Source organism: Rhodoferax sp. GW821-FHT02C08, assembly GCF_059421805.1.
Map to the genome: position 1 here is coordinate 39,532 of NZ_JBWKVR010000010.1, position 23,495 is coordinate 63,026.

Sequence of the window (23,495 nt, forward strand, 5' to 3'; positions counted from 1 at the left end):
TTATCTTGAGCTGTCCATTCCAGGCTGGCTCGCAAACCCCCTTCTAGGAAAACGCATGAAGAAAACACTGTTATCCACCATGGTCGCTGCTGCTTTGCTGGGCAGCCTGGCGCTGTCGGCATCCGCACAAAACGTTGCCATCGTGAATGGCAAGGCTGTTCCGAAGACGCGCGTCGACGCGCTGGCCCAGCAGGTCGCCCAGTCGGGCCGCCCGGTGACGCCGGAAATGGAAGGCCAGATCAAGGAAGAAGTCATCGCCCGCGAAGTCTTCATGCAGGAAGCCCAAAAGCGCGGCCTGGACGCCAGCGACAACTTCAAGAGCCAAATGGAACTGGCCCGCCAGACCCTGCTGATCCGCGAGCTGTTCACCGAATACCAAAAGGCCAACCCCGTCAGCGAAGAAGACATGAAGGCCGAGTACGACAAGTTCGTGGCAGCCAACGGTGGCAAGGAATACAAGGCCAGCCACATCCTGGTGGAAAAAGAATCTGAAGCCAAGGCCATCATTGCCCAGCTGAAAAAAGGTGCCAGCTTTGCCGCCATTGCCAAAAAGTCCAGCACCGACAAGGGTTCTGGCGCCAAGGGCGGCGATCTGGACTGGGCCAACCCCAGCAGCTACGTGAAGGAATTCACCGAAGCGCTGATCCAGCTGAAGAAGGGCCAGACCACCGACACCCCGGTGAAGAGCCAGTTCGGCTACCACATCATCCGCCTGGACGACGAGCGCCAAGCCCAGTTGCCCAAGTTCGAAGAAGTGAAGCCACAAATCGCCCAGCAACTGCAACAGCAAAAGCTGGTGGCGTTCCAGCAAGAACTGCGCGCAGCAGCGAAGGTGGAATAACCCCCAGGCTTGCCCACTTCGTGTGGCCTCCTCCCCCCTTGCAGGGGGCGATACCAGCGGCCTGGCAGAACCAGTTCCGCGGTATCTCTGGAAGGGGTGTTAGTGCGATGGGTTTGAGGGCGTTTAGGCAGCTGGCGCTTATTCCATATGCGCGACCAGCTCCTGAGACCATAGCAAAAAAGCGGCTTCGGCCGCTTTTTTACGTTTTCAGCCAGGCGAAAGCTGTCATAGCACCAATCAGCACCGGCTGGTGCAGCATGTAGTACGGCAGGCTCCAGCGGCCTAGCCAGGCCAGGGGTGCGGGCGCCCTGCCATCTAGCCATAAGGGCCGTTTTTTCAGCAGCCAAAATCCCGCAGCCATGCCCCACCACAACACACCCAGCCAGGGGAACAAGGGCACATAGTCTTCTGTGATGGGCTTTTGCGTGATCCAGCCCAGCCAGTTCACTGATTTTTGGTTGAAAAATTCGGCTGTAGCGCTGATATTGATTGCGTAAGCAGCTATGAATTTAGAAGCAATCGCCAGCGCGCCCATCGGCCACAGCCAGACGCCACAGCCGGCCGTCAACCGCGCCACGATCAGCATCAGCGCGATGCCGTGCAGCACGCCAAAATAAATGAAGCTGTGCGGAAACATAAAGGCCGAACCGGCCGTCACCAGCAGCGCGCAGCCCGCAATCTGCGCCCAGCGCCGCCAGAAGCGCGGCCAGGGAATAGATTGCTGGGCGGCCGCCGCCTGACCCAGCCCCGCGCAAAACAGAAACAGGCTGACGATGGCTGTGCGCTGCCAGGTCCAGAACGGGTCGGCGTAAAAGTTCTGCCGCCAAAAGCCCGCGTGGTCCAAGTCAAAAGAAAAATGGAAGGCCGTCATCCAGACGACGGCCAGCCCACGCAGGGCGTCAATGCGGCTAAAGCGCTGCATCAGCCTGACATCAGCCCTGTGCTGCGACGCGATCTGCCTTGCTTTGCAACTTGTTCAGCGCGCTCAGGTACGCCTTGGCCGACGCGACGATGATGTCTGGGTCGGCACCCACGCCGTTCACCACGCGGCCGCTGTTTTGCAGGCGCACCGTCACTTCGCCCTGGCTTTCGGTGGAGCCGCTGATGGCGTTGACCGAGTACAGCACCATCTCGGCGCCGCTCTGCACGTGGGCTTCGATGGCTTTCAGGGATGCGTCCACCGGGCCGTTGCCATCGGACTCGCTGCTGACTTCCTTGCCGTCCACCGAGAAAACGATCTTGGCACTGGGGCGTTCGCCGGTTTCGCTGTGCTGCGACAAGGAGACAAAGGCATATTGCTCGTTGTCATTGGCCACTGCCTCGTCGCTGACCAGGGCCAGGATGTCTTCGTCGAAGATCTCGCTCTTGCGGTCGGCCAGCTCCTTGAAGCGGGCGAAGGCGGCATTGATGTCGGCCTCGCTCTCCATGGTCACACCCAGATCCTGCAGGCGTTGCTTGAAGGCGTTGCGGCCGCTGAGCTTGCCCAGCACGATCTTGTTGTGGCTCCAGCCCACGTCTTCGGCGCGCATGATTTCGTAAGTGTCACGGGCCTTCAGCACGCCATCCTGGTGGATGCCGGAGGCATGGGCAAAGGCATTCGCGCCAACCACCGCCTTGTTGGGCTGCACCACGAAGCCAGTGGTCTGGCTGACCATACGGCTGGTGGCCAGGATATGCTTGGTGTCCAGGCCGATGTCCAGGCCGAAGTAGTCGCGCCGGGTTTTGACGGCCATGACGATTTCTTCCAGCGAACAGTTGCCAGCACGTTCGCCCAGTCCGTTGATGGTGCACTCCACCTGGCGTGCGCCGCCGATCTTCACTCCAGCCAGGGAGTTGGCCACGGCCATGCCCAGGTCGTTGTGGCAGTGCACGGACCAGATCGCCTTGTCGCTGTTAGGAATACGTTCGCGCAGGGTTTTGATGAAGTTGCCGTACAGCTCGGGGATGGCGTAGCCGACGGTGTCGGGCACGTTGATGGTGGTTGCGCCCTCGTGGATCACCGCCTCCAGCACGCGGCACAGGAAGTCCACATCGCTGCGGTAACCGTCTTCGGGGCTGAATTCCACGTCGGCTACCAGGTTGCGCGCAAAGCGCACCGACTGCTTGGCCTGCTCGAACACCTGATCGGGCGTCATGCGCAGCTTCTTCTCCATGTGCAGCGGCGACGTGGCGATGAAGGTGTGAATACGCGCGTTGGCCGCATCCTTCAGGGCTTCGGCGGCACGCGAAATATCGCGGTCATTGGCGCGCGACAGGCCACAAATGGTGGCGTCCTTGATGGCGCGGGCGATCGCCTGTACGCATTCGAAGTCGCCAGCAGAGCTGGCAGGAAAACCGGCCTCGATCACGTCTACCTTGAGGCGTTCCAGCTGGCGCGCGATACGCAGCTTTTCGTCGCGCGTCATGGACGCGCCCGGAGACTGTTCGCCGTCCCGCAAGGTGGTGTCAAAAATGATGAGTTTGTCGGTCATGGCGGGCTCCTGTGGGTGTCGTTTTTTAAACGGATACGGATTCGGTCAACTGGGTATTTTCGCGCTTTTGGATGCGCTGCAAGCCGCTGGCGATGGCCTTGAGCGAAGCCGACACGATATTCGCGTCCATGCCCACCCCAAACACCGTGTGCTGCTCATTGATGCGCAACTCCAGATACGCCACGGCCTGGGCCTGGGCACCGGAACCCAGCGCATGCTCGTGGTAATCCAAGACCCGCACCTGGGTGGCTGAAGTGGCGTTCCAGTGGGTCACAAATGCATCGATCGGGCCCACGCCCTGCCCGCTGGCGGGCAATGGCGGCGTGATAGTGCTGGCCAGGGCGTATTCACGATCAAACAGATTCCACAGATCTTGCGCCGTGAGCTCCTTGTTCGCTCCGTCCATCACGGCCTGCACGATCTGGCTGAACTCGATCTGCAGCCGGCGTGGCAATTCCAGGCCGTATTCGGTTTCGAGTAAATACGCCATGCCCCCCTTGCCCGACTGGCTGTTGACGCGGATGACCGCCTCGTAGCTGCGGCCCAGGTCTTTCGGGTCGATAGGCAAGTAGGGAATCGCCCAGACCGCATCTTCGGTGTGCAGGGCAAAAGCCTTCTTGATCGCATCCTGGTGGGTGCCGGAAAAGGATGTGTAGACCAGCTCGCCCACGTAGGGGTGGCGCGGGTGCACCGGCAGCTGGTTGCAGTGCTCGACCATGCGGCGGATCTCGTCGATCTGCGAGAAGTCCAACTGGGGCGACACGCCCTGGGTATAGAGGTTCAGCGCGATATTCACGATGTCCACATTGCCGGTGCGCTCGCCATTGCCGAACAAGCAGCCTTCTACCCGCTGGGCGCCGGCCATCATGGCCAATTCGGCTGCTGCCACGCCGGTGCCGCGGTCGTTGTGCGGGTGTACCGACAAGACGATGCTGTCGCGCCGCGCCAGGTTGCGGTCCATCCATTCGATCATGTCGGCGAATACATTGGGCGTGGAATGCTCCACCGTGGTCGGCAGGTTGATGATGCAAGGCTGGGCCGGCGTTGGCTGCCAGACATCGGTGACCGCATCGATGACGCGCTTGGAGAATGCCAGCTCGGTGCCGGAGAAATGCTCGGGCGAGTATTGGAAGGTCCAGGCCGTCGCCGGTTGCTGCCGCGCCAAATCTTGGATCAGGCGGGCGTGGCTGGTGGCCAATTCGACGATCTGGTCTTCGTCCATGCCCAAGACCACGCGGCGCATGAGTGGCGAGGTGGCGTTGTACATATGAACGATGGCACGCTTGGCGCCGACCAGAGCTTCCATCGTGCGGCGGATCAGCGGTTCCTTGGCCGGAGTCATGACCTGGATGGTCACATCGTCGGGCACCATGTTGTCGTCGATCAGGCGGCGCACAAAGTCGAACTCGATCTGCGATGCGGCCGGGAAGCCGACTTCGATTTCCTTGAAGCCGATCTCCAGCAGGTGCGTGTACATGCGCAGCTTGCGTTCCATGTCCATGGGCTCGATCAGCGCCTGGTTGCCGTCGCGCAGGTCGGTGCTGAGCCAGACCGGGGCCTGGGTCAGCTGCACATTGGGCCAACTACGGTCGACCAAACGGATGGGCTGGAACGCTGGATATTTGCTGGCAGGTTGCTTCAACATGGTGTACTTCTCAAGGTTCAAAAAACCAGCAACCCAATGAAAAACGGCCCGTTGCTGGTGCATACGGGCCGTTTTGACTGGAATTGCGCGTGCGCTACCGTCTCCGCCCGGAGGGGATCAGTAGTAGCGCTAGCGAAATTTTGTTCATAGCGTGCGATTCTAGCGGTTTTTTTATTTGTGCAGACCGCGCTCGTCAGGTTCGTCTTTCGAGGTGCTGATCACGCTGGTCTGCACGCCCTTGAAGCGGCGCCAAGCGTACACACCGTAGCCGCTGAAGCCATAGATCACAAACGCACCAAACAACACGATAGGCGGATGAATGGTGATGACGGCAATGCCCAGCGCGATCAGCACGATCACCACAAACGGCACGCTCTTCTTCATCTGTATATCTTTGAAGCTATAGAACGGCGCATTCGTCACCATGCTCAGGCCAGCGTACAGGGCCAGCGCAAACATCACCCACGCAACGTCCGCAGGCGACACATTCAGATCGTTCATCAGCCAGATGAATCCGGCGATCAGCGCAGCCGCGGCAGGCGACGGCAGGCCCTGGAAATAGCGCTTATCGACCACGGTGGTATTCACATTAAAGCGAGCCAGACGCAGCGCGGCGCAAGCGCAATGCACAAACGCCGCAATCCAGCCCCAGCGGCCCAGGCCTTTCAGGGTCCACATATAGGCGATCAGCGCCGGAGCTGCACCAAACGACACCATGTCGGACAGCGAGTCCATCTGCTCACCAAACGCGCTCTGGGTGTTCGTCATGCGGGCCACACGGCCATCCAGGCTGTCCAGTACCATGGCGCAAAACACGCCCACAGCGGCCTGGTCGAAGCGCCCATCTACCGCCATCACGATGGCATAGAAGCCGCCAAACAAGGCAGCCAGCGTGAACAGATTGGGCAGTATGTAGATGCCCTTGCGGCGCTTGCGCACCAGGACGGGCGCGCCCGGAACCCGGTCGGAGTCGTTGCCGTTATGCATGGCGAAAGCCTGATAAATGGATATAAAACAAAAGAAACGCGGCACACGCCAAAGGCGCAAGCGGTATGAAACAGAGGGACCGCAGTGTAAGCCAGCCCTGACCCAAAAACCGCGTCTGAGGTCTGCGCAAATTTAGCCGCGCACAAACATGGTCACCAGTGGCTCGTCGCCCACTTGCTGGCTCCAATGGCCATGGATGGCGGGGTCGAACGTAGCGCCCTCGGGCAGCACATCGGCCGAATAGAAATGCTCCCCCGCCTTGAAGATGCGCGACACGCCGCCTTGCAGCCCAATCTCCATCTGCCCGCCCAGAATCAACACCCATTGCGGGGCGCCCGTGCAGTGGAAGCTGCTGCGAAACCCGACTGGGCTCTGCCGTAGTTGGTAACCACCGCTGGCCATCAGCGGCGACAGCTGCGAGCTGGGCGTACCTTCACCCAGCTCCATCGCCTCGTCGCGAAAACGCGCACGGCCATCGGTGTCGGTGAATAGCACTACTTTGGTAAATACAGTCATGGCAAATTCCTTGGGATTCCTCGGGGATAGGACTGGAATCATAAATTGCGTTTACCTAGGGCCACACGATCTGCGACCTGGGGCTGTTCCATAATCCCACCCCATGAATCCCTTGCTTTCCAAACTCCAGCCCTACCCCTTCGAACGGCTGAAGCAACTTTTTGCCTCTGTCACACCCAACCCCGCTTACCGCGCCATCAGCCTGGGCATTGGCGAGCCCAAGCATGCTACGCCTCACTTCATTGAGGAAGCCTTGGTGTCCGGCCTGCCCGGCTTGGCCGGCTACCCCGCCACCGGCGGTGAACCGCGCCTGCGAGAGGCCTTTTGCGCCTGGGTGCAACGCCGCTACGGCCTGAAGCTGAATCCGGCTACCCAGGTGCTGCCGGTGAATGGTTCGCGTGAAGCGCTGTTCGCCTTTGCGCAGACCGTGATCGACCCGACCCAGCCGCAAGCCACCGTGGTCTGCCCGAACCCGTTCTACCAAATCTACGAAGGCGCGGCACTGCTCGGCGGCGCAACGCCCTATTACGCGCCCAGCGACCCGGCGCGCAACTACGCGGTGGACTGGGACAGCGTGCCGGCCGAGATCTGGGCCCAAACCCAGCTGCTGTTCGTCTGCTCGCCCGGCAACCCCACCGGCGCGGTAATGCCGCTGGACGAGTGGCAAAAGCTGTTCGCCCTGAGCGACCGCTACGGCTTTGTAATCGCCTCTGACGAGTGCTATAGCGAGATCTACTTCCGTGACGAGCCACCGCTGGGCGGCCTGGAAGCAGCCGCCAAGCTGGGCCGTAACGACTTCAAAAACCTGATCGCCTTCACCAGCCTGTCCAAACGCAGCAATGTGCCCGGCCTGCGCAGCGGCTTTGTGATGGGCGACGCCGCCTTGGTCAAACCCTTTCTGCTGTACCGCACCTACCATGGCAGCGCCATGGGACCGGTGGTCCAGGCCGCCAGCGTGGCCGCGTGGAACGACGAGCAGCATGTCGTAGAGAACCGCGCGCTGTACCGCAGCAAGTTCGCCCAGGTCACGCCTATCCTGGCCGAGGTGATGGACGTGGCCCTGCCCGACGCCGGCTTTTACCTCTGGGCCCAGGTGCCCGGCCCGGCCGTAGTCGACGGCCTGGACAGCGACGTGGCCTTCGCCCGCGACCTGCTGGCTGCCTACAATGTGACGGTGCTGCCTGGCAGCTACCTGGCACGCGAAGCCAACGGCCAGAACCCCGGCCGCCAGCGTATCCGCATGGCCCTGGTGGCCGAGACGGCCGAGTGCGCCGAGGCCGCCCAACGCATCCGACAATTCATCCAATCCAAAACCTGAAGCAGAGAACAACATGACACAACAACTCCAAGCCACCATCGACACCGCCTGGGAAGACCGTGCCAACCTGTCGCCCACCGCCGCCTCGGCCGAGGTGCGCGACGCCGTCGCCCACGTCATCAACGAGCTGAACAACGGCCACCTGCGTGTCGCCACCCGCGAAGGCGTGGGCCAATGGACCGTGCACCAGTGGATCAAGAAGGCGGTGCTGCTGTCCTTCCGCCTGAAGGACAACGAAATCATCAAGGCCGGCGACCTGGGCTTCTACGACAAGGTGCCGACCAAGTTCGCCCACCTGAGCGCAGATGAGATGAAGGCCACCGGCGTGCGCGTCGTGCCGCCGGCCGTGGCCCGCCATGGCAGCTACATCGCCAAGGGCGCGGTGTTGATGCCGTCCTACGTGAACATCGGCGCCTACGTGGGCGAGAACACCATGGTCGACACCTGGGCTACCGTGGGCTCCTGCGCGCAGATCGGCAAGAACGTGCATTTGAGCGGCGGCGTCGGCATCGGCGGCGTGCTGGAGCCCCTGCAGGCCGGCCCCACCATCATCGAAGACAACTGCTTCGTCGGCGCCCGCTCCGAAGTGGTTGAAGGCGTGGTGGTCGAAGAAAACTCAGTCATCTCCATGGGCGTGTACATCGGCCAAAGCACGCCGATCTATGACCGCGCGACCGACACCGTGACCTATGGCCGCATACCATCTGGCTCGGTGGTCATCAGCGGCACCCTGCCCAAGGACGGCGGCAAGTACAGCCTGTACGCGGCCATCATCGTCAAGCGCGTAGATGCACAAACCCGCTCCAAAACCAGCCTGAACGACCTGCTGCGCGACTGATAAATAAGGTCCAGCCGGCACGCAACGCCCTTGATGCAATAACCGAGGTAAACCATGAGCAATATGGAGCGCATTCTGCGTTTAATGCAGGAAAAAAATGCCTCGGATGTGTATCTGTCGGCCAATGCGCCGGCCATGATACGTATCAACGGGCAGTGCGTGCCCATCAATGGTCAGGTGCTGCAGTTCGACACGCCGCGCAATCTGCTGGCCGAAGTCACCACTGTGGAGCAGATGCGCGAGCTGTCTGCAACCGGTGAGCTGAATGTGTCGGTCTCCATGGCCAGTGTGGGTCGCTTTCGCGTAAGTGCCATGCGACAGCGCGGCAGCTACTCGGTGGTGGTGCGCTACATCAATATCGAAGTGCCGCAGCTGTCCTCGCTGAATGTGCCCGCTGTGCTGGGCGACCTGGTGATGGAAAAGCGCGGCCTGATCCTGATGGTGGGTTCTACCGGCGCCGGTAAAACCACCACCCAGGCGGCAATGATCGAGCACCGCAACCAGCGGGCCAGCGGCCACATCCTGACCATTGAAGACCCGATCGAATTCCTGTTCAAGAACAACCGCTCGGTGATCAACCAGCGTGAGATCGGTTCCGACACCGCGTCCCTGGCCATTGCCCTGAAGAACGCGCTGCGCCAGGCGCCAGACGTGATCCTGATCGGCGAAATCCGCGACCGCGAAACCATGACCGCTGCGCTGGCCTATGCCCAGACCGGCCACTTGTGCATGGCGACTCTGCACGCCAACAACAGCTACCAAGCATTGAACCGCATATTGAACTTCTACCCCGTGGAAGTGCGCGCCACCATGCAGGCCGATCTGGCTTCGGCGCTGAAAGCCATCGTCTCGCAGCGCCTGCTGCGCACCCCCAAGGGCACGCGCGTGCCAGCGGTGGAAGTCATGCTCAACAGCCTGCTGGTGGCCGACATGATCTCCAAGGGCGACATCGGCGGGGTGAAAGAAGCCATGGAGAAATCCATCGCCGAAGGCTCGCAGACCTTTGAAGCCGATATTGCGCGCCTGATCACCACCGGTTTGATCGATCGCGCCGAGGGCCTAGCCCACGCCGACTCGGCCACCAACCTGATGTGGCGCCTGCAGAACGACTTTACCCGGGGCTCCACCGCACCTGCCGCGGCCCCCGAGGTGCCCGACGACGAACCCTCCTTTACCGAATTCACCCTCGACGTGAAGACCTGATGTCCCACACCCTGTACCTGGCAGAGCAACTGATCGCCCTGCCCTCCATCACACCGCTGGATGCGCAGTGCCAAGAACTGATCTCCCAGCGCCTTGCGCCCCTGGGTTTCACTTTTGAGACCATCATCAGCGGGCCGGACGACTTCCGCGTCACCAACCTGTGGGCGGTTCGCAAAAGTACTTTCAAGGGTTTTGCCCCTGCAACGCAGGCAACATCTGCGTCAGAAGCTCCTAAATTAATAGCATTTGCCGGCCATACCGATGTGGTGCCCACCGGCCCGCTGGCGCAGTGGAGCAGTCCGCCCTTCAGCCCTACGCACCGCGATGGCAAGCTGTTTGGCCGGGGCGCCAGCGATATGAAAACCTCCATCGCCGCCTTCGTGGTCGCGGTGGAAGAATATGTCGCGGCCCAGCCAGATACTCCGCTGTCCATCGCCCTGCTGCTGACCAGCGACGAAGAAGGTCCGTCGGTGGATGGCACGGTAGTGGTTTGCAAGCTGCTGAAAGAACGCGGCGAGACGATCGACTACTGCATCGTCGGCGAACCCACCTCGGTGGAACGCACCGGTGACATGGTGAAGAATGGCCGGCGCGGCACCATGAGCGGCAAGCTGACCATCCGTGGTGTGCAAGGCCATATCGCTTACCCGCAATTGGCCAAGAACCCCATCCACATGGCCATGCCAGCGCTGGCCGAGCTGGTGGCGATGGACTGGGATGCTGGCAACGACTTCTTCCAGCCCACCAGCTGGCAGATGAGCAATATCCACGCAGGCACCGGCGCCAACAACGTCATTCCCGGCACCGTGGTGGTGGACTTCAACTTCCGCTTCTGCACCGAATCCACGCCCGACGGGCTGCAAGCCCGTGTGCACGAGGTGCTGGACCGCCACGGCCTGAGCTACGACATCGCCTGGACCGTCGGTGGCCTGCCCTTCCTGACCACGCCCGGCACCCTGGTGGAGGCACTGCGCAACGCCATCCGCGCAGAGACCGGACTGGAGACCGAACTGTCCACCACCGGCGGCACCAGCGATGCGCGTTTCATCGCCCAGATGTGTGCCCAGGTGGTCGAATGCGGCCCACCCAACGCCACCATCCACAAGATCGACGAGCACATCGTGGTGGCCGACATCGAGCCGCTGAAGAACATCTACCGGCGCACGCTGGAGAACCTGGCCAGCACACCATGACCGTCATAGAACTGATAGAACAATCTGCCGCCCAGCTCAGCGCTGCCGGTGTGTCCTTCGGCCACGGCACGGCCAACGCCTTTGACGAAGCCGCCTGGCTGGTCATGTGGCGCCTGGGCCTGCCACTGGACGATCTGGATTCCGTGGCAGATCAGCCTGTAGCGCAGGACAGACAAGCGCTGGTAGCTACACTTTTGGAAGCACGCATCCAGACCCGCAAGCCCGCCGCCTACCTCACGCAAGAGGCCTGGCTGCAGGGTGTGCCGTTCTATGTGGACGAGCGCGCCATCGTGCCGCGCAGCTTCATTGCCGAACTGCTGATCGACGGCGGTATCGACTACTGGTTGCACGAGCACACCCACATGGTGCTGGACCTGTGCACCGGCAACGGTAGCCTGGCCGTGCTGGCGGCCATGGTCTACCCGGACGTACAGGTCACCGGCGCTGACATCAGCCCCGATGCCCTGGCCGTGGCCCGTATCAATGTGGACAAGCACCAGTTGCAAAGCCGCATCCAGCTGGTCGAGTCCGACGGCCTGGCACAGCTGGCCGGCCCGTTCGACTTGATTCTGTGCAACCCGCCCTACGTCAACAGCCAGAGCATGGCCGCCCTGCCGGCCGAATACCAGGCCGAGCCGGTGCTGGCCCTTGCCGGCGGCACGGATGGCATGGACTTCATCCGCAAGCTGCTGCAAGACGCCGCGGCCAAGATGTCGGCCGACGCCGTGCTGGTGCTGGAGATCGGCAACGAGCGCGAATATTTCGAGGCCGCGTTCCCGGCACTCGAAGTGGTCTGGCTGGAAACCAGCGCGGGCGAAGACCAGGTGCTGCTGGTCACGCGCGAGGCGCTGGACACCCTCTAAGCCGGACTCAACCGATCACTTCCGGCCACTCGGTATGGAAGAACTGGCCTTCGGGCTTGTCGGTGCGCTCGTAGGTATGGGCGCCAAAGAAGTCGCGCTGCGCCTGCAGCAGATTCGCCGACAAACGATGGGAGCGGTAGCTGTCGTAGTAAGACAGTGACGAGCTGAAGGCCGGCACCGGAATCCCATTACCCACCGCCAAGGCCACCACTTCGCGCCAGTTCTGCTGCGCGGTGTTCAGCACGTCCTTGAAGAACGGCGCCAGCATCAGGTTCACCAGCGCCGGGTCGGTGCGGTAAGCGTCGGTGATGTGGTTCAGGAAACGCGCGCGGATGATGCAGCCGCCGCGCCAGATCGACGCGATGCCGCCAAAGTCCAGGCCCCATTGCTTCTTTTCGCCCATGGTCTTGATCAAATCGAAGCCCTGGGTGTAGCTGATCACCTTGGAGGCATACAGCGCATCGTGCACCTTGGCGACCAGGTTCTTCTTGGCGGCGCTCAGGTCGGCCACGGGGCCTTGCAGATGCTCGCTGGCCGCCACGCGCTGCTTCTTCTGCGACGACAGCACCCGGGCTTCCACGGCGGCGTTGATGGTGCCGATGACCACCGCGTTCTCGGCCGCGTTGAGCTGCGTCCACTGGCCCGTGCCTTTCTGGCCGGCCTTGTCCAGGATCAGGTCCACCAGCGGCTGGCCGGTTTCCGGGTCTCTTTGCTCCAGCGCTTTGCCGGTGATCTGGATCAGGTAACTTTGCAGCGCGCCTTCGTTCCACTCGTTGAAGATGGCGGCCATCTCGTCGGTGGTGAAACCGGCCGCCTTGAACAGGCTATAGGCCTCGCAGATCAGCTGCATATCGCCGTATTCGATGCCGTTGTGGATCATCTTCACGTAGTGGCCGGCGCCGCCGGGGCCGATGTGGATCACGCAGGGCTGGCCGTCCACCTTGGCAGATATGCTTTCGAAAATCGGCTTCATCACCTCCCAGGTGGATGCCGGGCCGCCGGGCATGATGGCCGGGCCCTTGCGCGCGCCCTCCTCGCCACCCGACACGCCGGCGCCGATGAAGCGCAGGCCCTTGCCGGCCAGATAGGCGTCACGGCGCTCGGTATCGGTGTACAGGCTGTTGCCGCCGTCGATGATGATGTCGTCCTTGTCCAGCAGGGGAATTAGTTGCTCGATTACCTGGTCCACCGGTGCACCGGCCTTGACCATGATCTGAATCTTGCGCGGCGAAGCCAGGCTTTGCACAAAGGCCTCCAGCGTGTCACAGCCGACCAGTTGTTTCTCGGGGTTGGCGGCAATGAATTCGTTGGTCTTGTCCACGGTGCGGTTGAACACACTGACCTGGAAGCCACGGCTTTCCACGTTCAACACCAGGTTCTGGCCCATCACGGCCAGGCCAATCAATCCGAAATCACTTTTCTTGCTGCTCATAAACACTTTCTTGGGATAGCGCTGTCAACGCCTGGTGCGGAATATCGCCCGGCATTTTTACAGACCTGCGGCCCGGCTGCAGCGCGCTACTGTAAAATTAAGGAAAAAGGCTGGCAGCGCTTATTCCAATTGCGCAAGTGGCTATCATTTAAATAGCAGAGACAAAACCCTCCTCCTCGCATAGCAAAGCGCGGCGGTGGGCTCCCGCAGCAGCCAGGGCCGAGCCGCCTAAAATCCCCGTATGCCGTCGGCCGCAACACCTTGCGGCAGTCCAGGCCACATCTCTTATCCTCCGGCCGCCGACGGCTGCCACATTGTCATGATCACCCTTAAAAATGTAGTTCTGCGCCGCAGCGCCAAAGTTCTGCTCGACAGCGCCAACGTCACCATCAATCCGGGTGAAAAAGTCGGCCTCGTCGGCCGCAACGGCGCAGGCAAATCCACGCTGTTTGCCCTGCTCAACGGCACGCTGCACGAAGATGGCGGCGACTTCAATGTGCCGGCCCAATGGCGCCTGGCCCAGGTGGCCCAGGACATGCCCGAAACCGACCAAAGCGCCACCGACTTCGTGATCGAAGGCGACGTGACCCTGCTGGCCGCCCAGCAGGAAGTCGCGGCTGCAGAAGCGACCGATGACGGCGAACGCATGGCCAATGCCTATATGGCCTTGTACGACGCCGGCTCCGGCGACGCACAGGCCCGTGCCCAGGCGCTGATCCTGGGCCTGGGCTTCAAGACCACCGAACTCGACAACCCGGTGAACAGCTTCTCCGGCGGCTGGCGCATGCGCCTGCAGCTGGCGCGCGCGCTGATGTGTCCGTCCGACCTGATGCTGCTGGACGAGCCCACCAACCACTTGGACTTGGACGCCCTGGTCTGGCTGGAAGCCTGGCTGAAGCGCTACACCGGCACCCTGCTGGTGATCAGCCATGACCGTGAATTCCTGGACGCCATCACCGACGTGACGGTGCACATTGAGACCGCCAAGCTGAACCGCTACGGCGGCAACTACACCAAGTTCGAGGACATGCGTGCCGAGAAGATGGAGCAGCAGCAGGCCTCGTTCAGCAAGCAGCAGGAGAAGATCGCCCACCTGCAGAAATTCATCAGCCGCTTCAAGGCCCAGGCCAGCAAGGCGCGCCAGGCACAAAGCCGGGTCAAGGCCCTGGACCGCATGGAGAAGATCGCGCCGCTGCTGGCCGAGGCCGAATTCACCTTCGAATTCAAGGAACCGGCCAACCTGCCCAATCCGATGCTGTCCATGTCGGACGCCACTTTTGGCTACCCGCCACCTGAAGGCGCACCCGAAGGCACGGGCCCCACGGTCATCGTGCAGAAGGTCAGCAAATCGGTGCTGGCCGGCCAGCGCATCGGCATTCTGGGCGCCAACGGCCAAGGTAAATCGACCCTGGTGAAGACGGTAGCCCGCGCACTCACGCCCATCCACGGCGAGATCATCGAAGGCAAGGGCCTGAACATCGGCTACTTCGCCCAGCAGGAGCTGGACGTGCTGCGCCCGGCCGACACCCCGCTGGAACACATGATCCGCCTGGTGAAGGAAACCACCGCCGCCGGCAAGCTGGCTGGCCAGGGCACGCGCGAGCAGGACCTGCGCAGCTTCCTGGGCACCTTCAATTTCAGCGGCGACATGGTGAAACAGGCCGTGGGCAGCATGAGCGGCGGCGAAAAAGCCCGCCTGGTGCTGTGCATGATCGTCTGGCAGCGCCCGAATCTGCTGCTGCTGGATGAACCGACCAACCATTTGGATTTGGCCACCCGCGAAGCGCTGGCCATGGCGCTGAACGAATTCGAAGGCACGGTGATGCTGGTCAGCCACGACCGTGCCCTGTTGCGCTCGGTCTGCGACGAGTTCTGGATGGTGTCGCGCGGTGGTGTCGAACCGTTTGATGGTGATCTCGACGACTACCAGCGCTACCTGCTGGAAGAGTCCAAGCGCCTGCGCGAAGAAGCCAAGAACGCCAGTGCCGCTCCAGCCCCCGTGGTGGTGGCCGCACCACCGCCAGCACCGGTGGTCAACACCAAGGCACTACAGCGCGAGTTGGAAAAGCTCGATAAAGCCATCGCCGCTCTGCAGACCGAAAAAGATGGCCTGGAACAGCGCCTGATGACCCAGCTGCCGCCCGCCGAAATTGCCCAGGCCAGCAAGCGCCTGAAGCAGGTGGTGGCGGAGCTGGACCCGCTGGAAGAACGCTGGATGAACCTGTCCGAACAGGTCGAAGCCGCCGCTTAAACCACCCATCAACGCGCAAACCTGGGTGCCACCATGACTCTGTCCACCTATCTGCTCTACATTGCCGCCGTGGCGGTACTCGTGCTGTCTCCGGGCCCGACCATGTTGATGTGCATTACCCGTGCGCTGCAGCACGGCTGGGCGCGTGGCGTGGTGTCGGGTGTGGGCAGCATCACGGCGGCGCTGGGCATCATGCTGCTGTCGGCGATTGGCCTGGGTGCGGTGCTGGCAGCGTCTGAAATGGCGTTTACCGTGCTCAAGGTCTGCGGCGCGGCCTATCTGGTCTATTTGGGCATCAAGACTTGGCGCAGCCCAGCGCTGGCATTCACGCCCGAGCGGGCCGGCTCCGTCGCCCTGCCCAGCCTGCGCGCCTGCTACATGCAGGGCCTGATGGTGGGTGCCAGCAACCCCAAGGCGCTGCTGTTCTTTGCCGCCTTCTTCCCGCAATTTCTGGACCCGGCAGCCGCCTGGGGTTCGCAAATGGCCATCCTGGCCAGCACCTTCATGGCCATGGAAATGTCGGTGCTGACCCTGTGCTCCCTGGGCACGGCACGGGTGGCGCCATTTTTGGCATCCAGCAGCCACATCCGCTGGGTCAACCGCGTCTGCGGCGGGCTGTTCGCCACCATGGGTGGCATTTTGCTGACCGTGCGCCGCCACGCCTGACGCTATACATTCGATAGCTATCAGCGCAGGTATTATCTGCGCCAGCAGCCTAAAACGTGCCTTAAATCCCTGCAGGCTTCTGCATGGTGTTCATGCGGTCCACGGCCTTGAGCACAATGGTCTTGATGTCTGCGCCCTGCAACACCGTTAGCTCTATGGAGGCGTCGGGCTCGGCGTGATCCCACAGCTTTTTATAGAACGACTCGAGGGTCGTCACCTTGACGCCGTCCACCGCCAGCACCAGGTCACCGGGCTGCAGGCCGGCCTGCTGGGCCGGACTTTCCTGGTTCACCCTCACGATCTGCACCCGGCCGGCCTGTTCGCTGGAGCTCAGCCCCACCCAGGGGCGGTGGCTTTGCTGGCTGCTGCCGGTCTTTTGCATCTCGCCCAGAATGGGTTTGAGCAAGTCCACCGGTACAAACATATTGCCGGGCACGCCGCGGCTGCTGCCAAACGCATCGCCCACAAACAAGCTGCCTATACCCATCAGCTCACCCTTCTGGTTGAACACGGCCGCGCCCGAGTGGTTACTGATGGGTGGGCTGGTGAAAAGGGCTGCATCAATGTGGTATTCCCAGTAGCCGGAAAATGGCCGCTTACTCACCGCCTGGACCATGGTGATGTCGCCGCCGTCCCCGCTGGGCTGCGGACCAGTCACGGCCATCAGCGGCTCGCCGTTGTGCAATTCACCCAAGCTGCCCAACGGCACGGGCTGCACACCGCGTAAAGGCACCAGCGGCCGTACCAGTCCGAAGCCGGTGGCCAAGTCGTAGGCCACGGCCTGTGCCGGCAGGGTTTTGTTGTCCTGGGTGGTGATTTGGATGGTCTGTGCTTCCAGCATCAGATAGCCGATGGTGAGCACCAGGCCGTCGTCGCCAATCACCACGCCGGAGCCGGCGCGCTGCTGCCCCAGGGTCTGGGCCGAACGCGCGTTCTCTGCCACGCTGACCTGCACACCTACCACAGCCGCATTCGCCTTGGTCAGCGCGGCCACGGCCGTCTGCGTGGTCGGTGGCGGCTGCTCCACCGCCGCCCATACGGGGCTCCATAGCAGCAAAAGAACGCCCAGAGCGCGCCGCGTCCGGGTTAAAAACAAGTGCGTACCGATGGACATGGCGGACTCCTTGTAAACAGCCAACGCCGGCTTACAAAGAATGCGCCTAAATCAATCTGGACACAACGTTAGGGGTATTCACACCCGGCTTGCTTGGTAGCTCAGCGGCTTGGCATGCGCTCCCTGGCCTGGCTGGCCAAAGTCTCCAGGGCCTGCACATCGGCTGCATGGCTGAGCCGGTAATCCCGCTCCTGTGCCTGCAGGGTGGCGATATGCGATTCCAGGTTCGCAGATTGCAATTGCACGCCCCATGCCGGGTCTGGCGCGCCATGCCCCAGCACACGGCCCAATACCAGTCCGCCCAGCGCACTCTTGAAGTGACCGGCCTCCCAGTACCACTGCATGGCGCTATGGCGGTCGCCGCGCGGGGGGACATCTTCGTTCGCATAGCGGTTGAAGCCGCTGAAGTCCCACAGCGGCACAGGCCGACCCGGCACGGAAGCCTGCTCCACCGTACGCACCAACATGCGCTTCCAGTCCTCGAACACCGGCCAATGCCCGCTGAGGCGCATGATCTCCAGCAAGTGGGCGTGGTAGGGGTAGACCACCAGGTGCAGCTCTATGCCGTTCTGCTGGCACAGCTGTATGACGCGGCGCAAGTCCTCCAGCGCGTAGGACGAGCGGCCACCCGCATCCAGAATGCTCTTGGGGCGGCGCAGATAGGCCTGCAGGTTGGCCACGTCCTTCTGCCGAAATACGTTCCAGTAACCCTCGTCCGCCGAGATCTTGACGTAATCCTGCATGGGGTTGAAGCCCAGCGGCGTGAGATCGCTGGCATAAGCGTTGCGCTGGCTGGCCAGGGTCTGCACTGAGTCCAGCAAGGCGCCCATGGTCAGGGTCGATTCCGCATAGTCGCGCAGCTGCTGACGCCAGCGGGTTGGGTTGACAGCGCCGTCATCCTGCGTCAGCCAGCGCCCGCCCGAGCCTACCCCTGCGGGGCTGGACGGCGGCATGCGCGGGTCCACCAAAAAGTCCATGAAATCAACGCCCCAGACCACCACTTTGGGGTGGGCACCGGAGTTGGCCAGCACATGCTGCAAGCTCTGCACGCTGGTGGAGGTGTCTGTACCGGGCAGCGCCAGGTTGAACACCGGTTGTGCGCCCGCAGGCCAGGCCGGATGCTGCGGGTCAAAGCCCACTTCGGCCCGCGAATTGCCCAGTACCAACGCGCCTGGCTGCACCCGCAGCACCTGGTAGGCCTTGGCCATGGCGCCGTGGGCACCAGCCGCAGGTTTGACGCGATTGAACCCGGCACGGTCCACGCCACGGATCAGGCCATATGGGTCCACTACCGCATTGAATACAGCAACCAGCAGTACCAGAACAGCAGTCAAGCCCAGCCAACCCAAAAGATAACGCTTCATGGGTGCCTGGCCTTAAAACTGAAAGTACAAAAACTCGCTGGGCCGGGTCAGCAGCAGCAGGCCGCAGGCCAGCACCACCGCCATCAGCATGCCCCAGCGGCGGTTGGGCGCCCACAGCCAGCGGGCCTGCACAGCGTCGCCGCCCTGGTCCAGCGCGGGCTTGAAGCGGCCCATGATCTGCTGGCTGTTGGGTGCGAAAAACACGATGGGCAGCAAGGCGATCACCCACACAAAAGTCATCACGAAATCACGCCCGCCCCCCGGGGTGAAGGCTACGCCCTGTAGTGCCAGCCAGTTGCCCAGCCCGCCCAGGCGCAGGCCAATCGCGTCCGGCAGGCTGATGCCGTCGCGCCCCAGCATGGCGCCCAGCACGCGCAGCGCGCCATCCAGCGTACTGGCACGGAAGAACACCCAGCCCACCACCACCGCCAGAAAGGTCAGCAGCACGGCCAGCGTATGGCCTAGCACCGTACGGGGCCCGGCGTCCCAGCCGCGCCGGCGGCAGACGGCCTGCCAGCCCTGGTGCAGCACCAGGTACAGGCCATGCAGGCCGCCCCAGATGACAAAGGTCCAGCCCGCGCCGTGCCACAGGCCACCCAGCAGCATGGTGGCCATCAGGTTCAGGTAACGCCAGGACACACCCTTGCGGTTGCCGCCCAGCGGGATGTAGAGGTAGTCGCGCAGAAAGCGCGACAACGTCATGTGCCAGCGCCGCCAGAAATCGGCAATATTGGCGGCCTTGTAGGGCGAATTGAAGTTCAGCGGCAGCCGCACGCCCAGCATGAAAGACAGGCCAATCGCCATGTCGCAGTAGCCCGAAAAGTCGAAATACAGCTGCAGCGTGTACGCTAGCACACCGCCCCAGCTCTGCAGCAGGCCCAGGGCCTCGCCCTGCTCCGCAGCCTTGAACAGCAGGCTGGCGTAAGGTGCCACGCCATCGGCCAGCACCACTTTTTTGAACAGGCCCAGCGCAAACATGGTCAAGCCAGCGGTGAAATTCTCTGAATGGAAACGGTAGGTGCTGGCCCGCGTGAACTGCGGCATCATTTCCTTGTGGTGCAGCACCGGCCCGGCGATCAGGTGCGGGAAATAAGTGACGAACAGGCTGTAATGGATGAAGTTGAACTCCTTGGCCTTGCCCTGCGCCGCATCCACCAGAAACGCGATCTGCGTAAAGGTGAAAAACGAGATGCCCAGAGGCAACACGATGCCTGCCAGTGGGTAAGCCGTGCCCAGGGATGCATTCACGATGCCGATGCTGAAGTCCGCGTACTTGTAGTAGCCCAGCAGCGCCAGGTCCGCCCCCACGCCAAACGCCAGCAGCCACTTGCGGCGCCGCGAACCGATGTCGTCGCCCTGGGCCAGGCGGTAGCCCACGGTGTAGTTGAAAAAAATCGACGCCAGCAGCAGACCCAGATAGGCCGGATTCCACCAGGCGTAGAAAAATAGCGAGCAGGCCGTCAGCCACACCGCACCGGCACGCACGCTGTAGCGGCCGATGCGGAAAAACACCAGCAACAAGACCGGCAGGAACAAAAACAGAAACTCGACCGAATTAAATAGCATGGGGCACCCAAAGCTTCATGGCGGTCACCGAACCACACGGCAGCGGCAACATCATAGCTAGCAATTTAGGAGCTAGCTACGCAGATTGCATCTGCGCGAGCGGCCATTTTTCCTCAAACTCAGACCACGTGGGTCAGCGCCTGTGCCCAGTGCCAGGCCATGGATGGGGAGTTCATGCAGCTGGTGCGCTCGCCGGCGCTACACACGGCGCGCTCCATCAGCTGGATGTCGGCTTCGTGCTGGCGGGCCACGTGCGGATCTTCGAAGAAGATGACCTTCTGGCAGGTGCCGTCCAGCACGCGCTCGGCGATCTGCGCGTCGCCGCCTAGCGGGCCGCTGCGGTAGGGTGTGGCCCAGGCCTTGTCGCGCGGCCAGCCGCGGCTCCAGGCCAGAGCGTTCAGCAGGCCGCCGGTAGTACCGGTGGCCACGCGTTCCTGGTAGCGCGACAGCAGGTCGAAATGCGTGCCGGCAAACTCCACCATCTGGGTCTTCAGCGCATCGTGGGCGATCAGCGCCACCACCTGGGACGGCATGGCGTCCAGCAGGGCCTTGCCGGACGTTTGGGCTGGTGCCAGGCCGGCGTGCAAACCCTCGATCTCCAACCATTCCAGCGCCGCGGCTTCGGTCGCCAGAAAGGGCTTGCCGTGGGTCACGCACTGGCGCTTCAGGGCCAGGGCCTCGGGGTACATCGAGGAAGGGTCTACCGGGTCGATCAGGAAGATCACGCCATCCAGCGCATGCGCGGGGTTCACGCCACCCACGATGTGCGAGACCAGGCGCGTCAGCCCACCTTCAAAACCATTCGGGTAGCGCACCAGGCCGGGGAAGCTGTCCAGCAAGCCGTAGCGTTCCACCGCGTCATAGGTGCCGCCGACAGCGTGCAGGCCCAGGTTGAGTCCGCGTACCGAGGGTTCGGCGGCGCGCAGCCAGCGCAGCAAGCCACTGTCGGAGCCCTGGCGGTGCAGGCGGTGGGCAATGAGTCCGAAACGCATGGTTGTCTCCTCAGGTATTTCTGTAATTTACGCCAACACTTTTCCTTGGGCGTCCAGGCGCTTGCGGGCAAACGGCGGCAGGCCTTGCAGCAAGCGCTGGCCGTACGAGGTGTCGGACAGGCGCCGGTCGTAGCAGTAGACGAAGGACTTGTCCGTCTCGGTGCGGATTGCGCGGCCTGCCCACTGGGCCAACTTGATGGCCGTGGCCGGCACCACCAGCTCAGAAAACGGGTCGCGGCCCACGCCGCGCAGCCATTCGGCCCGGGCTTCGCCCACTGGGTCGTCGGGCGGGGCGAAGGGCAGCTTGGCGATGAACACGGTTTCGCACAGCTGCCCCGGTAAGTCCAGGCCTTCGCCAAAGCTTTGCATGCCAAAGATGATGGACACCAGGCCGGCCTGCACGCGTTCACGGTGCTGCTGCATCAGGCGCATGCGCGGCAGGTCACCCTGCACCAGCACCAGGCTGCGCAGTGCCTCGGGCAAGGCCAGCACGGCCTGGCGCATCTGGTCGCGCGAGGTGAACAGGCACAGCGCGCCATGCTGCACATCGGCCAGGTCGCGCACCAGGGCCAGCACCATCTCGGAGGTGAATGCGCTGGCATTGCGCGGGTCGGCCAGGGTCTGCACGGTGACAAACTGGCCTTGGCTGGCGTAGTCAAAGGGGCTGGCTACCTCCAGCGTGGTGGTGGCGTCGTCTTCTTTCAAACCGGTTTCACGCAGGAAGAAATCAAACTCGCCGCAGCTGGTCAGCGTGGCCGATGTCACCACCGCCGCCCGCACACCGGCCCACAACTGGCCGCGCAGGGCCGAGCCGGGCAAGATGGGGCTGGCATAGGCCTTGATCTGCACCCGGCCGTCGTTGTTCGCCAGGGTGAACCATTTGGCCACCGGGGCGCGAGTCGGGCCCGATGGGTTGGCTGGAACCTCCTGCAACAGCAGCTGTGCCGTGGCGTGCACCGACTCCAGCCGAGGCGACAGCGTGCCCAACTGGGCGTACAGCACCGACAGGCGACGCGCCTCGTTGGGGTTGTCCTTCATCTCGGCGCGCAAGGCCTTGGCGATGGCATTCAGCACGTCCAGAAAGCTCTCGGCCAGCACGCTGACCATGCCCAGCGGCTCAACCAACATCAGCGGCAGCTCGCCCTTGGGTAGGCGCACGCGCGGCGGGCCGTAGGCGCCGGCCGGCTCGTTCAGCACCGGGGCATACAGCTCGGCCACGCTGCGGGCGATCTCCTCCAGCGTCTGCTTGAGCTGGGATGCATAGCGGCCGACCTCGGCCACCTCGGACACGGCCATCAGCGAGCCTATGCGCTTGGAGCGGCTGGCCAGGGTGTCTATCCAGCCCAGCCGGCTCAGGTCCATGGAGCACGAGAATTTGTCCAGCGCCACGGCGGGCAGGTGGTGGCCCTCGTCGAGCACCAGCAGGCAGTTGTCCAGCTCGGGCAAGGTGCGCGTGCCCAGGGTGGACAGCAGCAGGTCGTGGTTGGCCACGATCACCTGGGCGCCGACCAGCTCCTTGCGTTTTTCAAAATACGTGCAGCCGTTGAACACCGGGCAGTGCTTGCCGGTGCAGCTGCTGGCTTCGGCGGCGATGGGTTGCCAGATGTCGGCATCGGGCTGCTGGGCCAGGTTGTCGCGGTCACCATCCCAGGTGGCGCTGGCCAGATCGCGTGCCAGGCCGGCGTACTGCAGCATGCGGGCCTCTTCGTCGTGGCGCACCAGGGGGGCACCGGCGGCGGCCAACTCGTCGGCGAAAAAATCATCTTCGTCCAGCGCACCGCCCTCGCCGGCCAGGCGCGCCAGCTTGAGCTTGCACACATAACGGCCCCGCCCCTTGGCCAGGCCAAAGCGAAAAGGCTCGGGCATCAGGGCCGCCAGTGCAGGCAGATCCTTGCTGACCAACTGCTCCTGCAGGGCCACGGTGGCGGTGGAGATCAGCACCCGGGTCTTGCGGGACAGCGCCAGGGCAATGGCCGGCACGCAGTAAGCCAGGGATTTGCCCACGCCGGTACCGGCCTGTATCACCGCTATGGAGCGCTGGGGTATGGCGTCATCATCCTCCAGCTTGCCCAGCGTAGCCTCGGCAAAGGTCTGGGCCACGCGCTCAGCCATCAGCCGCTGCCCGGGCCGGCTGCGAAAGCCGCCCGCTGCGCCCACCACCTGGTCAAAAGCGTCAAGAGCGGACTGGGCGAGGTTTTCGGGCGACATGGGCAGACAAATGCAGGGCTGTATGGG

Annotated in this window: 19 protein-coding genes; 8 read left to right on the forward strand and 11 right to left on the reverse strand. The window is 62.9% G+C overall.

The features are described 5' to 3' along the window. Positions 1-55: 55 nt before the first annotated feature. Positions 56-841 carry a peptidylprolyl isomerase gene (locus AC07VY_RS13915; RefSeq protein WP_495074316.1) on the forward strand — a complete coding sequence of 262 codons (786 nt, stop codon included), beginning with the start codon at positions 56-58 and terminating at the stop codon, positions 839-841. 199 nt (positions 842-1,040) lie between these two features. On the opposite strand, the gene AC07VY_RS13920 is transcribed toward AC07VY_RS13915, so the two are convergent. The 5 genes from AC07VY_RS13920 to AC07VY_RS13940 all read right to left on the reverse strand — a co-directional run bounded on the left by AC07VY_RS13920 (position 1,041) and on the right by AC07VY_RS13940 (position 6,460). Beyond that, on the reverse strand, positions 1,041-1,763 hold the full coding sequence (locus AC07VY_RS13920) for an acetyltransferase domain-containing protein (protein ID WP_495098174.1): 723 nt from the start codon (positions 1,761-1,763) through the stop codon (positions 1,041-1,043). A 10-nt stretch (positions 1,764-1,773) separates the two neighbouring features. Further along, a complete protein-coding gene (locus tag AC07VY_RS13925; RefSeq protein ID WP_495074318.1) occupies positions 1,774-3,312 on the reverse strand; it encodes a 2-isopropylmalate synthase in 1,539 nt (512 codons plus the stop codon). A gap of 25 nt (positions 3,313-3,337) precedes the next feature. After that, positions 3,338-4,957, reverse strand: a complete 1,620-nt coding sequence (locus AC07VY_RS13930; protein ID WP_495098173.1) for a 2-isopropylmalate synthase — start codon at positions 4,955-4,957, stop codon at positions 3,338-3,340. Between the two features lie 171 nt (positions 4,958-5,128). After that, positions 5,129-5,944, reverse strand: coding sequence for a CDP-diacylglycerol--serine O-phosphatidyltransferase (gene pssA, locus AC07VY_RS13935; RefSeq protein ID WP_495074320.1), 816 nt, complete (start codon positions 5,942-5,944; stop codon positions 5,129-5,131). A gap of 132 nt (positions 5,945-6,076) precedes the next feature. After that, complete coding sequence (locus tag AC07VY_RS13940) at positions 6,077-6,460, reverse strand: cupin domain-containing protein (RefSeq protein ID WP_495098172.1); 384 nt, start codon at positions 6,458-6,460, stop codon at positions 6,077-6,079. Between the two features lie 103 nt (positions 6,461-6,563). Between AC07VY_RS13940 and dapC the strand changes: the two genes are divergently transcribed. Genes dapC through prmB form a run of 5 tightly spaced genes read left to right on the forward strand, consistent with a single transcriptional unit; the run spans position 6,564 to position 11,875 of the window. Further along, positions 6,564-7,778: a succinyldiaminopimelate transaminase gene (gene dapC / locus AC07VY_RS13945; RefSeq protein WP_495098171.1), complete on the forward strand. Its 1,215-nt coding sequence runs from the start codon at positions 6,564-6,566 to the stop codon at positions 7,776-7,778. A 13-nt stretch (positions 7,779-7,791) separates the two neighbouring features. Then, positions 7,792-8,616, forward strand: a complete 825-nt coding sequence (gene dapD, locus AC07VY_RS13950; protein WP_495098170.1) for a 2,3,4,5-tetrahydropyridine-2,6-dicarboxylate N-succinyltransferase — start codon at positions 7,792-7,794, stop codon at positions 8,614-8,616. A 54-nt stretch (positions 8,617-8,670) separates the two neighbouring features. Further along, on the forward strand, positions 8,671-9,819 hold the full coding sequence (locus tag AC07VY_RS13955; RefSeq protein WP_495074323.1) for a PilT/PilU family type 4a pilus ATPase: 1,149 nt from the start codon (positions 8,671-8,673) through the stop codon (positions 9,817-9,819). Continuing rightward, positions 9,819-11,012: a succinyl-diaminopimelate desuccinylase gene (gene dapE / locus AC07VY_RS13960; RefSeq protein WP_495098169.1), complete on the forward strand. Its 1,194-nt coding sequence runs from the start codon at positions 9,819-9,821 to the stop codon at positions 11,010-11,012. The genes AC07VY_RS13955 and dapE overlap by 1 nt, the downstream gene beginning before the upstream one ends. Next, on the forward strand, positions 11,009-11,875 hold the full coding sequence (prmB, locus tag AC07VY_RS13965) for a 50S ribosomal protein L3 N(5)-glutamine methyltransferase (RefSeq protein ID WP_495098168.1): 867 nt from the start codon (positions 11,009-11,011) through the stop codon (positions 11,873-11,875). The genes dapE and prmB overlap by 4 nt, the downstream gene beginning before the upstream one ends. Before the next feature lie 7 nt (positions 11,876-11,882). Here the strand turns inward: prmB and gnd are convergent, their stop codons facing one another. Further along, the gene (gene gnd, locus AC07VY_RS13970; protein WP_495098167.1) at positions 11,883-13,307 is read right to left on the reverse strand and encodes a decarboxylating NADP(+)-dependent phosphogluconate dehydrogenase; all 1,425 of its coding nucleotides are present in this window, start codon (positions 13,305-13,307) and stop codon (positions 11,883-11,885) included. Between the two features lie 319 nt (positions 13,308-13,626). On the opposite strand from gnd, the gene AC07VY_RS13975 reads away from it, so the two are divergent. Together AC07VY_RS13975 and AC07VY_RS13980 are read left to right on the forward strand one after the other, a co-directional pair. After that, positions 13,627-15,558 carry an ABC-F family ATP-binding cassette domain-containing protein gene (locus AC07VY_RS13975; RefSeq protein WP_495098166.1) on the forward strand — a complete coding sequence of 644 codons (1,932 nt, stop codon included), beginning with the start codon at positions 13,627-13,629 and terminating at the stop codon, positions 15,556-15,558. 33 nt (positions 15,559-15,591) lie between these two features. Continuing rightward, positions 15,592-16,224: a LysE family translocator gene (locus AC07VY_RS13980; protein WP_495098165.1), complete on the forward strand. Its 633-nt coding sequence runs from the start codon at positions 15,592-15,594 to the stop codon at positions 16,222-16,224. A 61-nt stretch (positions 16,225-16,285) separates the two neighbouring features. On the opposite strand, the gene AC07VY_RS13985 is transcribed toward AC07VY_RS13980, so the two are convergent. The 5 genes from AC07VY_RS13985 to dinG form a co-directional block, all read right to left on the reverse strand. Next, entirely contained in the window at positions 16,286-17,338 is a 1,053-nt protein-coding gene (locus AC07VY_RS13985) for a S1C family serine protease (protein ID WP_495098164.1), read from the reverse strand. 101 nt (positions 17,339-17,439) lie between these two features. Beyond that, a complete protein-coding gene (locus AC07VY_RS13990; protein ID WP_495098163.1) occupies positions 17,440-18,702 on the reverse strand; it encodes a hypothetical protein in 1,263 nt (420 codons plus the stop codon). A 12-nt stretch (positions 18,703-18,714) separates the two neighbouring features. Next, complete coding sequence (locus tag AC07VY_RS13995) at positions 18,715-20,268, reverse strand: MBOAT family O-acyltransferase (protein ID WP_495098162.1); 1,554 nt, start codon at positions 20,266-20,268, stop codon at positions 18,715-18,717. A gap of 119 nt (positions 20,269-20,387) precedes the next feature. Next, entirely contained in the window at positions 20,388-21,260 is an 873-nt protein-coding gene (locus AC07VY_RS14000) for a methylglyoxal synthase (protein WP_495098161.1), read from the reverse strand. A 27-nt stretch (positions 21,261-21,287) separates the two neighbouring features. After that, complete coding sequence (dinG, locus tag AC07VY_RS14005; protein WP_495098160.1) at positions 21,288-23,468, reverse strand: ATP-dependent DNA helicase DinG; 2,181 nt, start codon at positions 23,466-23,468, stop codon at positions 21,288-21,290. Between the last annotated feature and the right edge of the window lie 27 nt (positions 23,469-23,495).

Bases quoted from the DNA above. Each gene is read 5' to 3' on its own strand.
- AC07VY_RS13915 (WP_495074316.1), top strand. From the start codon at position 56: ATGAAGAAAACACTGTTATCCACCATGGTCGCTGCTGCTTTGCTGGGC.
- AC07VY_RS13920 (WP_495098174.1), bottom strand. From the start codon at position 1,763: ATGCAGCGCTTTAGCCGCATTGACGCCCTGCGTGGGCTGGCCGTCGTC.
- AC07VY_RS13925 (WP_495074318.1), bottom strand. From the start codon at position 3,312: ATGACCGACAAACTCATCATTTTTGACACCACCTTGCGGGACGGCGAA.
- AC07VY_RS13930 (WP_495098173.1), bottom strand. From the start codon at position 4,957: ATGTTGAAGCAACCTGCCAGCAAATATCCAGCGTTCCAGCCCATCCGT.
- pssA (WP_495074320.1), bottom strand. From the start codon at position 5,944: ATGCATAACGGCAACGACTCCGACCGGGTTCCGGGCGCGCCCGTCCTG.
- AC07VY_RS13940 (WP_495098172.1), bottom strand. From the start codon at position 6,460: ATGACTGTATTTACCAAAGTAGTGCTATTCACCGACACCGATGGCCGT.
- dapC (WP_495098171.1), top strand. From the start codon at position 6,564: ATGAATCCCTTGCTTTCCAAACTCCAGCCCTACCCCTTCGAACGGCTG.
- dapD (WP_495098170.1), top strand. From the start codon at position 7,792: ATGACACAACAACTCCAAGCCACCATCGACACCGCCTGGGAAGACCGT.
- AC07VY_RS13955 (WP_495074323.1), top strand. From the start codon at position 8,671: ATGAGCAATATGGAGCGCATTCTGCGTTTAATGCAGGAAAAAAATGCC.
- dapE (WP_495098169.1), top strand. From the start codon at position 9,819: ATGTCCCACACCCTGTACCTGGCAGAGCAACTGATCGCCCTGCCCTCC.
- prmB (WP_495098168.1), top strand. From the start codon at position 11,009: ATGACCGTCATAGAACTGATAGAACAATCTGCCGCCCAGCTCAGCGCT.
- gnd (WP_495098167.1), bottom strand. From the start codon at position 13,307: ATGAGCAGCAAGAAAAGTGATTTCGGATTGATTGGCCTGGCCGTGATG.
- AC07VY_RS13975 (WP_495098166.1), top strand. From the start codon at position 13,627: ATGATCACCCTTAAAAATGTAGTTCTGCGCCGCAGCGCCAAAGTTCTG.
- AC07VY_RS13980 (WP_495098165.1), top strand. From the start codon at position 15,592: ATGACTCTGTCCACCTATCTGCTCTACATTGCCGCCGTGGCGGTACTC.
- AC07VY_RS13985 (WP_495098164.1), bottom strand. From the start codon at position 17,338: ATGTCCATCGGTACGCACTTGTTTTTAACCCGGACGCGGCGCGCTCTG.
- AC07VY_RS13990 (WP_495098163.1), bottom strand. From the start codon at position 18,702: ATGAAGCGTTATCTTTTGGGTTGGCTGGGCTTGACTGCTGTTCTGGTA.
- AC07VY_RS13995 (WP_495098162.1), bottom strand. From the start codon at position 20,268: ATGCTATTTAATTCGGTCGAGTTTCTGTTTTTGTTCCTGCCGGTCTTG.
- AC07VY_RS14000 (WP_495098161.1), bottom strand. From the start codon at position 21,260: ATGCGTTTCGGACTCATTGCCCACCGCCTGCACCGCCAGGGCTCCGAC.
- dinG (WP_495098160.1), bottom strand. From the start codon at position 23,468: ATGTCGCCCGAAAACCTCGCCCAGTCCGCTCTTGACGCTTTTGACCAG.